This is a genomic window from Streptomyces sp. NPDC111656 (assembly GCF_055656965.1).
On the sequence record NZ_JBVKCA010000001.1, the window covers coordinates 339,233 to 351,814 of the forward strand.

Annotated in this window: 5 protein-coding genes; all 5 read right to left on the reverse strand. The window is 74.7% G+C overall.

From position 1 onward, the window contains the following. Window positions 1–12 precede the first annotated feature (12 nt). Genes ACZ7M3_RS01660 through ACZ7M3_RS01680 form a run of 5 tightly spaced genes read right to left on the reverse strand, consistent with a single transcriptional unit; the run spans window position 13 to window position 12,526 of the window. Window positions 13–1,758 (reverse strand): hypothetical protein, encoded by a 1,746-nt coding sequence (locus ACZ7M3_RS01660; protein WP_472059938.1) that lies wholly within the window; start codon window positions 1,756–1,758, stop codon window positions 13–15. Further along, window positions 1,755–5,489 carry a vWA domain-containing protein gene (locus ACZ7M3_RS01665; RefSeq protein ID WP_472059939.1) on the reverse strand — a complete coding sequence of 1,245 codons (3,735 nt, stop codon included), beginning with the start codon at window positions 5,487–5,489 and terminating at the stop codon, window positions 1,755–1,757. The genes ACZ7M3_RS01660 and ACZ7M3_RS01665 overlap by 4 nt, the downstream gene beginning before the upstream one ends. Next, the gene (locus ACZ7M3_RS01670; RefSeq protein ID WP_472059940.1) at window positions 5,476–6,759 is read right to left on the reverse strand and encodes an ATP-binding protein; all 1,284 of its coding nucleotides are present in this window, start codon (window positions 6,757–6,759) and stop codon (window positions 5,476–5,478) included. The genes ACZ7M3_RS01665 and ACZ7M3_RS01670 overlap by 14 nt, the downstream gene beginning before the upstream one ends. Then, window positions 6,756–11,648: a hypothetical protein gene (locus ACZ7M3_RS01675; protein ID WP_472059941.1), complete on the reverse strand. Its 4,893-nt coding sequence runs from the start codon at window positions 11,646–11,648 to the stop codon at window positions 6,756–6,758. Before ACZ7M3_RS01675 ends, ACZ7M3_RS01670 begins: the two co-directional genes overlap by 4 nt. Beyond that, window positions 11,645–12,526 carry a DUF4132 domain-containing protein gene (locus tag ACZ7M3_RS01680; RefSeq protein ID WP_472059942.1) on the reverse strand — a complete coding sequence of 294 codons (882 nt, stop codon included), beginning with the start codon at window positions 12,524–12,526 and terminating at the stop codon, window positions 11,645–11,647. Before ACZ7M3_RS01680 ends, ACZ7M3_RS01675 begins: the two co-directional genes overlap by 4 nt. Window positions 12,527–12,582 lie beyond the last annotated feature (56 nt).

The following is a 12,582-nucleotide window of genomic DNA, read 5'->3' on the forward strand; positions in this document are numbered from 1 at the left end:
GGACCTCCGCGGTCAGGCCGGATCATGGTCCTCCTCCGGTGCCCACGCGGCCGTGAGGAGGGATGCCGTGGCGGCCGAGGCGTATGTGGACGACGCGAGCCAGGCGTGGGCGTACGCCTCCGGGTCGGCCGGCCGTAGTCGGCCCAGCGCGTCGTGGCGCCGGTCCGACGCGGTGTCCACCAGGGCCCGCGCGCACGCGGCCCCCGTGGTCAGACCCACCGCGGCGAGCCGACGGGGGAGTTCGCCGTCGGCCACGGCGGCGGTGACGGCGCGTCCACCGGCGACCGCGCGGTCCACGGCCCGCCGCAGGAGGTCGAGTTCCGTGGGAAGCGCGGGCGCTGGGACGGGCGGGACGACGGCCGTCCCGGTCCTGGGCAGGTGGGTGCGGTTGAGGCGGCGCAGGCCGAGGTCCGCGCGGATCGGGTCGCCGTCGGTGCCGTGCCAGGCCGCGGCGAGGGCGCGTACACCGCTCGGCCGGTCCGGCGCGAGCCGCGCGACGAGGCGCAGGGACAGACCGTGGGTCCCCGCCAGAAGCCGGAGGTTCTCGACGTAGGGGAGTTCGGGACGCTCGTCCGGCGCCAAGAGACGCACAGTGGGACCACCGTCCACGGCGAACCCTCCGCCGGTGATCGTCCCGGTGAGGAAGAGCAGGTCACCTCCCGCGTCCCGGTCGTCGGCGGGCTCGGCCCACCACCGCAGCGCGGCGGCCACCTGGTCGGCTGGGGAACGCCGCCAGAGCGTGTCGAGCGGCTCCTCGTGCCAACGGGCCCCCGACGCCCGTACGGAACGGACCGCGCCGCCACCGCCGATCCGCCCGTCCGGCGAGACCGTCGGGTCGGTGAGGATCGCCCCGCCGTGGTCGCCCAGTTCCCGCAGGGTGAGGGCGCTGCCGCCGGGGACCGCGGAGCCCGCGGCCTGCCGAGCGCGGTCGGCGTCGCCCGGCGCGACGTCGGACAGCGAGCGGAGCCGGCCGTCCTGCGCGAGGGCGTACGTGACCGCCCCGGCGTACCCGGAAGCGGTCACCACCGGCTCGGTGAACAGACCGTGCAGCCGCAGCGAACCGTTCGCCGTATAGGCCCGACGTGCGGTGCCGATCAGAGCCGGGTCCGGCGCACGGTGCAGCCCGTCGGTGACGGTCAGCAACTCCGCCAGTTCCGAGGCCAGTTCGGGCAGCCGGAACGCGGGGTCCCCGGTGCCCGCCTCGGAGAGCCGCCGCGCCACCCGGACGGCCGCGGCCGCGGCGCGGTGGAGTCCGGCGATGCGCGCCGAGTGGGCGGCATGGAGGAGCGTGGCCCGGTGCACGGCACCGGAGCCGGTCACTCCGGCTGCCAGTACGGCGGTCGCGGCCGCCCGGAGGGCGTGCGCCGCCGCGGACTGCGGGAGAGTGAGGTCGAGGGCCCCGGTCTCCGGAGGGACAGGGGTGGAGTCGTCGGCGTCCGACGGCACGACAGTCGCCGGCGGTCCGTCCGTCTCCTCCGCCAGCGGTGCCAGCGTCAGCACGGCCGCACGATGCAGACACGCGGGCGCGAGCAGACAGCTGCACACGGCATCCTCGGGGGACGTCACCACCCCGGCCGTGGTGGTGAGCGTGACCGTCGTCGCGTCGTCGACCCGCACCACGACCGTCGCGTCCGTAATGGCGACGGGCCAGTGGGCGGCCTTGGCCGCGGCCGAGTCGGCACGTTTGCGCAGACGGGTCGGGAGCGACTCCAGCGCGGCAGCCGCCACTTCGGCCGTCACCGGGGGAAGTGTGGTCATCGGTGTGTACCTCCCATGCGTTCGCCCACCCAGCGGGCCAGTTCCAGCGGACTGAGGGCCGCCACCGGCATGCCCGCGGCCACCAACTGCCCCGCCACACCGGCCGAGTAGCGCGGTCGGCCCGCGTCGTCCAGCGAGGCGCAGCCGAGGACATGGCAGCCCGAGTCGACGAGTGCCCGCACCTCGGACAGCAGGGGGCCCACCGGACCCCCTTCCTCGAAGTCGCTGATCAGGACGACCAGCGTGCGGGAGGGAACCGTCACCAGTGAGCGCGCGTGCCGCAGGCCCCGGGCGATGCTCGTCCCGCCGCCAACCCGCACCTCGAGGAGCAGCCCGAGGGGATCGTCCACCTGGTCGGTGAGGTCCACGACCTCCGTCGAGAACGCCACGAAGTGCGTGCTCAGTGCCGGGACCCCGGCGACCACGGACGCGGTGAGCGCCGCCCAGATCGTCGACGCCTCCATGGACCCGGACACGTCGACGACCAGCACGAGCCGCCAGTCCGCCGCCTTGCGGGCCCGCGTACGGAACACCGGCCGTTCGGGCAGCACCGTCACCGCTCCCGTCGCCGGATCGCGGCGCGCCGTCGCGAGGTTCGCGCGCACGGTGCGGGCGAGATCCAGGGGGCCGCCCGGTCTGCGGGTGGGCCGCGGGTGCGCGAGACCGGCGAGGGCGGGCCGCAGTCTGTGGGCGAGGGCGTCCGTGAGCTCCTTGACCAGCCGGGCCACCAGGGGCCGAAGCCGCGCGAGTTGCTGCTCGGGCATGCCTCCCGCGTACGAGAGGACCGTCCGCAGGAGCTCGACCGAGGGGCGGGCCGAGGCGGGGTCGAGTTCCTGCAGCGCGTCGACGCGTCCGGCGTCGGCCGCCGCGGCCAGCACCTCTTCCCGTACCCCGGGGCCGAAGAGCGCCGCGAGCTCCTCGGACCAGATCCGCACATCCGGGAACGACGCCTCGCTTCCGCCGCCGGCACCGTCATCGCCGGGCTCTCCGACCCCCTCGCCGCGCCCGCTCCCGTACAACTCGTCGAGTGCGCGCGCGATCCGGCCGGCCCGCCCCGTCAACTGCCGTGCCCTGCCCAGCAGGAGCCGCCAGCGATCTCCCGGGCCGAGACTGTTGGGTACGGGCGGATTGTTGGGTATGGCGGGACTGTCGGTTGCAGCGCGACTGTCGGTTGCGGCGCGAGTGTCGGGTACGGCGGGGCTGCTGGGCACGGCAGACTTGTGGGGCACGCCGGGGTTGTCATGAGGGGTCTGATACGAGGTCGGCGTCGCGTCCGTGCCCAACGGGTCCAACCCCGCCGTCGCCAACGCCGTCCGCCCCGCCAGATCCGCCGCCGCCATCCGGGCCAGGAACCCCGGCTCCGCCACCGCGTCCGGCAACTCGCCCACCGCGCGGCCGGTGCGGTCCTCCACCGCGGCGAGCATCCGGGACCGGGCCGCCGGCGCCAGGACGTCGAAGCCGGCGCGCAGGGCCGGCAGGCGGTCGAGGAAAGCCCGGTCGGTGAGGGACTCGACGCGCTCCAGGAGCGGGTCCACGGCCTCGCCCGTCTCGAGCAGCGGACCGGCGGCGAGCAGTGTGCCGCGCAGGAACGCGGCGAGGTCGGAACGGAGTTCGGGAGTCACGGCACCGTCGACACGGGAGGCCAGCCGGGTGCCGAACTCCGTCGCCTCCCGCAGCCCCAGCAGCACCCGGGCGGCTCCCGCGGCGCCGCGGATCAGCGGCGTACCGTCCTCGTCCAGGCGGCCGAGGGCGTCCGCGAGCCGGAGCCCGCCGCCCGCGCCGTCCACCCGGGTGGCGAGGTCCTCCAGAGCGCGGGCGTCGGCGGTGTCGGTGGAGCCGGTCAGCCCGTCGAGCGCGCGGACACCGGCGGCGCCCAGCTCGTCGTACGCGGCCTCGATCCGCTCCTTCTCCCAAGGGGCGGGCAGCCCCGGCACATGCCCCGCGCCGATCCGGCTCAACAGGTCGAGCCCGCTGAGGAGTTCGGGCAGGGTGCCGGACGCGGGCAGCAGTTCGGCGACTTCCGTGAGGCGCTCCGAGGCGAGCCCCGGGAGGGCGCAGCGGGCGGCGTCCTCGAGCCCGGCGAGCACCTGGGCCGCGGTCGGACCGCCGTCGCGCCGCTCTGCCGCCCGTCGCCGCGCCAGTACGCCGCCGGTCGCCTGTTCCAACGTCACTCCGTGAACGCCGGTCACATCCAGCATCGCCGCGGTCGGGGGCGTCCAGGTCACCGTCCACCGTGTGGTGAGCGCGGCGCCGTCGCCGACCCCCGCGACGCCGGCCTCCTCGCCGTAGGGAACTCGGCAGATCGCCATCCTGCGCAGACAGATCTCGCGCCGGCGGTCGAGTTCGGACCGCAGCGCGTCGAGTCGCAGCTCACGACGGGCGGGAGCGGTGGGGGAGGGCATGGAGAGTTCCGCGAGGAGGCCCTCGACCGCCGGGCCGAGGCCGGAGCGTGGCGTGCCGGGAGCGAGTCGACCCTGCCGGTCACCGACGAGCACCCGTTCCATGGCCGCGGCCACCACCCGTCCCCGACCCAGCAACTGGCCCTGCGTGAGCACCGTCTGCACCGCCTCGACCAGCTCCCCGCGGCCCGCGGCGGGCAACCCGCGCAGCGTGGCCAAATCCCGCGCCACCCGCACCACCTCGCGGGCGTCGGCGGGGCCACTGGGGTGCCCCGCCTCGCGGACGGCGGCGCAGATCCGCACGGCCGTCGCCGTCAGCAACTCGTCCAGCCGCCCCGGCTCCCCGGCCGCCCGGAACACCCCCCGCTGCCACTCCGGATCACGGATGCCGGCCGGATACCCCGACCGCTCGTCGAGCAGCGGGTACGAGTACGGCACGAGGGAGGTGATGACCGAGGGGACGTCCTCCGCGAGTCCGGCACCCGAACGCACCGGCCCGGCTCCCGAACGCACCGGCCCGGCTCCCGAACGCACCGGCCCGGCACCTGAGCCCACGGGCTCGGAACCTGAACCCACCGGCCCGGCACCCGAACGCACCGAGCCGGAACCGGCCCGCAGCAGCGCGGGCGCGTGAAACGCCCCGATCACCGCCGCCGTGCGCCGCCCCGAGTACTCGGCCAGTCGTCCCCGCATATTGGCCTCGCGCCGCAGGTCGTACGGGTCCACGGCGTCCTCTCCGGTGTCCCCCCGCAACGCCCAGCCCACGAGCAGCGCGGCGCGCCGCAACTCCTCCGCCGCGGCGCCCGGCGCGCCCGACTCCACGAGCCGCGCCCACAGGTCGTCCTCGGCCCGGCCCCCGGCGCGCGCTCGCAGGGCGGCCGCCAGTCGCCCACGCCCGCCACCCGCCTGGCCCGCACCCGGCTCCTCCGCCACGTCTCGAGCCCGCTCCTCCGCGTCCCGCGCGGCCAGGGGCAGGTCGAACGGCACGACCGGCACGCCTGCCTCCCTCGCCCACCGTATCGCCGCGAGCTCCGGGGAGAACTCGGCGAAGGGCAGAAAGACCACCCCGCCGTGCTCCCCGCTCCCCGCCAGCGCCACCGGTGGCACCGTCGCCGGATCCCCCAGGTGTTCCAGCCACGGCGCGAACTCCTCCGGAAGCTCGATGAGGAGCACTTCCGGCGCCGCCGCCGACAGCATCCCCGGCACGGCCGCCGCGAGCGCCGGCGAATGGTGCCGCACGCCGATCAGGAACGGCTCCCGACACTCGGCCAGCGCCTTCAGAGCCACCTCGGGCGACGCCGCCGAGCCGGCCGCTTCCTCATACGAGGTCATCGCGCAGCTCCCACAGCGTCCGCCACAGCGCGGCGCCCTGCTCCGCGCGCCGCCGCACCGGACCGTCCCAGTAGCCCAGCAGCCGTGCGTGATCGGCCGGGTCGTCCTTGCGTACCGTGCCGAGCAGATGGCCGGGCAGGCCGCGTACGACATCCCTGCCGTCCCCGAGATACGCGGCGCCCAGGCCCATGGACGTGGCCACCTGCACCGCCTCCGCCGTCGACATCACCGTGGTGGGCCGCTCGACCTCCCAGCCCTCCGCGCTGCGGCCCGAGCGCAGATCCCGGAAGGCCGTGACCAGCGCCTCCAGCACCGCGTCGTCCACGGAGAAACGGGCACCCGAGCGGGCGAGGGCCGCCGTGGCCTGGCCTCGGACCAGCTCCGTCTCCGCGTCGAGGTCGTCGATCGGTCCGACGGTCTCGAAGTTGAAGCGGCGCTTGAGGGCGGCGGACATCTCGGAGACGCCGCGGTCACGGAGGTTGGCCGTCGCGATCAGCGTGAACCCCGGCACGGCGTGCACCGTGCCGTCCCCGTCCGGGCCGCCGGCCAACTCCGGTACGGCGATGCGCCGTTCGGACAGCAGGGACACCAGAGCGTCCTGTACCTCCGGCAGACAGCGCGTGACCTCCTCGATCCGGGCGACGGCTCCCCGGGTCATCGCCGTGAGCACGGGTGAGGGCACCATGGCCGCGCGGCTCGGTCCCGTGGCGAGCAGCATCGCGTAGTTCCAGCCGTATCTGAGCTGGTCCTCCGTGGTGCCCGCGGTGCCCTGCACGGTGAGCGCGCTGGTGCCGCACACGGCGGCGGCCAGCAGCTCGGAGAGCATCGACTTGGCGGTGCCGGGCTCGCCGACCAGCAGGAGACCCCGCTCGCCCGCGAGCGTCACCACACACCGCTCGACGAGTCCCCGGTCGCCCACGAACTTCCGTGACACGACGAGCCGTCGCCCGTCCGCCCCGCTCAGCGACTCGCCGTCCGAACCGCACACGAACGTCACCACGGCGCGCGGGGTCAGGTGCCAGCCCGGCGGTCGCGGCCCCTCGTCGTACGCCGCGAGAAACGCCAGCTCCTCGGCGTGACGGTCCTCGGGCAGCTCGATCTGCCGCGCGCCCGTCACGCTCGATCCACCGGATCCACCGGATCCACCGGATCCACCGGATCCACCGGATCCACCCGACACACCCGCTGCGCCCATCGCCTCCGTCACGTCTGTCCTGGCCGTCGCACCCGCTGCCGTCATCCCCCTCGCCGTGCTCTGTCCGCCGCTCATGCCCTGCCTCCACTCCGGCTGCCCCGGCCACCTCTGCCAGCGCGCCCGGCGAACTCCTCGAACCCGGGCGCGTCACCCTGGACGACCCGTTGCCAGGCCCGCGCGAACAGCTCCGGCACCGGGCGGTCCGGCACCACGAAACCGTGGGTCGTCTCCGGCAGCAGCGGGGTCTTCCAGCTCTCGACGGGCAGCCGCGGCGCCTTGTGCTCCAGCCAGCCGCCGGGCAGGAACTGCGCTCGTCCGGCCCGGGACCGCTTCGCCTCCACCACCAGCCCGGCGGCGGCCAGTTCGGCCCTGGCCCGCTTCAGCCGCGCGGGCTTCCAGCCGGTCCAGGCCGCCTGGTTGCGGTCCGTGGGGTCCGGGAGCGCGAGCAGCATCAGATAGAGCCCGGCCGCGTCCTCGGAGAACCCGCACCGCTGCGCCGCCTCGGCCACCAGCTCCGGCACGCTGTGGGCCGGGTGCTGTGCGGCTCCGGGAGGGCCGTCCGCCGTGATCAGGGCGGTGAACTCCTCGCTCAACAGTGCGCGCAGCGACTGCAGTTGCCCGCTGTCCCGGCTCAGCGCCGCGAGCAGCTTCAGCGCCGGATGATCGGGTCCGCCCTCGTCGCCCGCCCGCGGCAGCACGGCCGACGGCCGCAGCCATACGGTGTCCCACTCCGAGCGGTGCCGCATCGGCGCCAGCACGATCGCCTGGCCCGCCCGCAGCAGGCCCTCGGCGTCCCCGCCTCCCTGGGCGGGCAGTCCGAACGTCTCCCGTACCCGGGTCGACACCGTGTTGCCGTCATGCCCCCAGGTCACTCCGAGGTCGAGCAGCAGCCCGGGGTCGGTGAGGCGCTCGCGGAGCATGCGCAGGGTCTCGGGAAGCGTCGCGCGCAGCGGATCGCCGTACGGCAGTCGATAGGCGAGCCAGCGCAGCATGCTGACGTACGCGGCGAGGGTGGAGCCGGTCAACAGGGCCTGGGCGTCCAGCGGTTCGAGTCCGTTGTCCCGCATCCGCTGCTCGGTGCGACCGGTCAGCTCAGGGTGCGCCTGGGGGTTGAGGACGGCGTCCAGCATCCGGCCCGGCCCCATCTCGCTCACCATCCGCGCGATCAGCTCGGGCGTCGCCGCCCGCCGCCGCCCCCGCCGCTCGATCCAGATCCGTACGACGGGCTCCAGGTCGAAACCGTCGGTCCACAGCCGCTCCAGGCGTCCGGGATCCGCGGGGACCAGCGCGGCGGTGAACAACTTCCGTTCCGCAATGGAGAGTTCATCGAGCGCGTTCCGGGCGGCCTGTGCCTCCGCGCTTTTCGCGCCCAGCGGCTGGAGGTGCTCCGCGGACAGGAGCCCGTCCCTGCCGTAGGAGTTGAGCCCGGGCAGTCCGAGGAGCAGGAGCGCTCCGGCCACCGGGCTCACCCCTACCCGATCGGCGAACTCCCGCGCCTGCTCCGGCCGGTAGGGCAGCGGTCCCCGCTCCCTCACGAGCGCCGCCAACCGCCGTACGGCGGGTGCCAGGACCTCGTCCCCGGATGTACCCCGGATCTCGGACTCAACCAGTGCGAAGCCCTCCCAGGGGCCGAACCCGCCCGCCGGGTCGTACTCGACGGCGTTCCAGTACGCGTCGCCCGCATCGACCCTCTGGCAGGACAGGATCAGCAGCCGCCGGTCGCCCGAGGCCAGCACCTCCCCGACGCGCTCCGGCCGCTCCGACCGGGAGGCCTTGAGTTGCACGACCCGCAGTCGTCCGCGGGGATCGACGAGCACGCCGTCGCCGACCGACAGGACGGCGTCGAGGAATTCCAGCAGCCCGGCGCGCTGGTCGTCCGGCGTGGTGGGCGCGGCGGCGCGCAGGGCGGCCGCCACCGTGCCGGGACCGGTCAGCGAGAGCCAGGCGACTCCGGTGCCGACGAACGGGAACTTCGCGGGCGGTGTGCCCGGGACCAACAGCGCGCGCAACGCCCTGAGCTGGTCGACGGCGGTGGTGGCGTGCTGTTCGTTGCCGTAGTAACCGTAGAAGTGTCCGGGAGCGGTGAGCCCCCGCAGCGCCTCGCGCAGGACGTGGTCGTACGCGTGCCGGACTTCCTCCTCCTCGTCCCGCGGCGCGGCGACCGGCCGCTCGGCCCGCTCGGCGAGCGTGGTGATCCGCTTGGCGCAGCGGGCCGTCTCCTCGACCAATCCGGCCACCCCGAGGGCGAGCCGCTCGTCGGTGACGGCAGGCAGCAGCCGGGCCACGGCCTCCCGGGGGCTCTCGCCGTCCCGGACGGCGGCCAACAGCGCGGTGGCGTCCGCGTCGGTCACGGCCCGCAGCGCGGTCGAGCCGTGCTCGTCGCGGGGGCGCAGCGCGTGCCAGTACCACAGCGGGGGCAGGAAGCGGGTGCCCGCCGCATGTGCGCTGCCGCGGTCACCCAGCTGGACGCGGGCCAGCGACAGGCCGTCCCTGTCGCACAGCTCGACGATCGTGCGGTTCCAGCCCTCCTGCACGGGGTGCAGGACGGCGCCGCCCGGCAGACGCAGGGGCGGAGCCGGAACGCCCTTGGTGGTCGCCGGACTGCGGCTCCCGTCGACCGAACAGGCCGTCCAGGCACCGGAGTTCTGGTCGTGCGTCACCCACCAGCCGAGCAGCCCGTCCTTGCTGCCGAACGGCGAGTTTTCCAGGCCGGGCCGGACCGGCAGCAGCCGGCAGTCCGTCTGTGTGAGGACGATGCCCGGGCGGGCGTCGGCGAGCGCCGAGTCGAAGAACGCAGGCACCGACATCCGGCCGCGCTTGGCGGAGGCGGGGTCGTACTCGTGCCAGCGGTTCTCGTGCAGCACCCAGTACGAGATGCCGTCCGAGGCGATCTCACGGTGCTGCTCGGCGAACGTGGTGTCCCCGGCGTGCACGGGTCGGCCGCCGAAACAGCGGCCGCCGTCGGGCAGCGCGAGCGACACCGGGTGACCGCCGTACCAGCCGCCCGGCAGGCCCGTCGGCTTGAACACGTCGGCGGGGCGCCCGGACCAGACGGCCCGCTGCTCGTTCCCGTACCCCGACGCGATGAGCCACTGACCGTCCACGTGACGCACCGTCGGCTCGCCGTACTGGCGTCCCTGGGACGGCAGGGTGAGCGTGCGCGCGTCGAGCAGCGCATCGGGGCCGGCCAGCGCGACCTGGGTCTCGACCCGGACGATCAGCGCGGGCCAGGCGTCCGCGTGCTGGTACGAACGGCCGGGCTGGTGCGGCCACGGGTGTTGTCCGCTCGTCGGCGGGGCGACCTTGCCGAGGGTTTCCAGGGCCTCTTCGAGGGCGGGCCAGCCCAGTTCGTCGAGGATGCCCGCGCGCAGGGTGCGACCCAGGACCGGCGCGGGATCGAAGCCGACGATCCGCCGGACGGCCTCCGGTGCCGTCGCCAGTACGGCGGGTGCCGAGAAGCGGGAGACCTTGCTCAGCAGCGAGTCGAGCCCCGGCAGGCCGACCGGCTCGGCCAGTTCGTCGGCACGGTCCCGAAGCCAGCCCGCCACGGCCGTGCACAGCGCCGGATGGTCCGCGAGCCGCCGCACGCGGGCCGAAGGACCGGACCCGGGTCCGTCCACGAGCGAGAGGCTCTCCACCGCCCTGCGCAACAGAGGAGCGAAACGCGGGTCGGTGGTGACCGCGAGCAGGTCTCGGCGGCCCGGGCGCTCGTCGTCCGTCCAGTAGCGCAGTTCCAGCCCCTCGGTCCCCGGGGACGGGTCGGCGACCGGCACACCCGCCGCCAGGGCGGTGTCCAGCAGGTCGAGATCCACGTAGGAGTTCCAGCCCCGCTCGCGCAGCAGCCGCACCGGCTTGCCGTCGGCGATCAGCCGGGGCGCCAGCCGCTCCATCAGGGCGAGTTCCTCGACGAGCCGCTTGCGCTGCCGCCAGCCACGCTGACGGTGCCGGTCCCAGGAGCTCAGCCAGTCGGCGGCGTCGACCGTGCCGTCGACCAGCAGACCGATCGCCCCGCAGGCGTCGAGCAGCGCGAGCCACGCCGCGTCGAACTCCTCGCGCTGATCACCGCCCGTGGACGGCATCAGCGTCAACAACCGCTCCCGTACCGCCGGATCCTCGTGCGCCAGCTCCGCCAGGGCGGGCAGCGCGGACTTCCAGAAGCTTCCGGCCGCGCGGTTCATGGCGCCCGAGGGGAGGATCGCGGCGAGCAGTGCACGCTCCTCGGCGCGCGGATCGAGCCCCGCACCCTTCGCCAGCCGCCGCAGGTCCTCCAGCATGCCCGCGTAGGGAGCGATCCCGGCCGCGCAGCGCTGCGACGACAGCGTCCTGAACTGCTCGTACGCGGCTGTGCCGGACAGTCGTGCCGCCAGCCCCTTGGCGTGGTCGCGCAGCGCCTTCCCGCTCAGCGCGCCCGCCCCGGCGAACTCCAGGAACACCTCCCGCAGCCGGTCCTCGTCCACGTCGAGGGCGTGCCGCTGCTCGGCTGCCCGGGCCTTGCCGAAGAACGACGCGGCGTGCTGGCGCGACTCCGCCGCCAGGAACAACCGGGCCACCTGCTCGTAGTACGTCGGCAGGAAGTGCGGCACCGAGCGATCCAGTCGGGCGCCGATCTCGTCGAAGCCGTCCTTGGCGTGGCCCGGCTTGCTCGACACCATCCGGGTGAGTCGCTCCATCTCCTTGACCACGGCGAGCGCATGGTGCCCGTTCACCGGGTCGTTGACCAGTGCCCAGGCGGGGAAGCCCAGCGACTGGCGCCTCACCCGGCCCACCGGCGCCGAGTCGGCGGTGCCGAAGCCCAGGTACTCCAGGGCGAGGTCCTCGGCGGGCCCGATCGCCTCGGGCACCAGCCGCACCACCGTGCGCCCCTCCAGTACGGGATGCCCGTACGTCCGCGCCGTCAGCACATCGCCGGCACCCTTGCCCAGCGGCAGTACCGCTCCCGACTCCAGCAGCTGATCCCCGCTCACAGCTCCCCCTCCTCGTCCTCGCCGTTCACCACACGCCCCGCGTACACCAATGCCGCCATCCGGACCCCCTCCGACCAGGCGACCGGCCCCACCTCCCGCAACGGCAGCCGGCGCCCGCCCGCGACCCGCCACTCCAGGCCGCCGGTGCGGGTCTCGGCCTCCGGGTAGTCGGCGCCGATCCAGTAGGCCGCCTCCACGGCGACCCCGTTCTCGACCAGTGGGCACACCGCGTATCCGCCGCGCACCCGATAGCCGTACGAGCCCGCCCGCGCCGTCGCGTGCCGCAGTTCCTCGAACTTCCCGCCCGCGTAGGCGCTCCACTCGAAGGCGGCGCCGTCCCTCCCGTCCGGCCGCGGCCAGACCTCCCGGAACAACTGGCCTGCGCCCTGCTCGACACCGAGCTCCGCCGCGAACTCCCGCAGCTCCTCCAGGTCTTCGAGGAGCACCGGATGCGGTATCACCACCGTCCGCGCGGCGAGCCGGACCGAGTCGCCGTCCAGGTCGACCACGCCGAGGCCCTGCTCCGGATCCGCGTCCCGCAGGAATCCGGCGCGCTCCAGCGCGACCGTGCCGTCCGTGTCCACCGGCGCCACCACCAGGTCCCGCAGCGCCGCCTGCCAGGCGGCGTCGGGCCACACCCGGGCCAGCAGGTCCGTCGGCACGGGCAGGGAGCGGACGATCCAGGTGTCCACCTGGGATCGGCACTCCCGCTCATGCCGCTCCAGCCACTCGGCCAACTGCCGCAGCCGGACGACCTCCACGTCGTCCCGCAGCTTCGCGGGCACCTGCTTCAGCGTGCGTCCCGCCGCGTTGCGGCACCGCACCTGTGCGCCGTCCAACGTGACGGCATACCCACTGGATGTCTCGATCCAACCCATGACAGGACCCCTCCCGAACCCACCTGTCGGCGATGGTGATCACAGTAGGGGAGGGG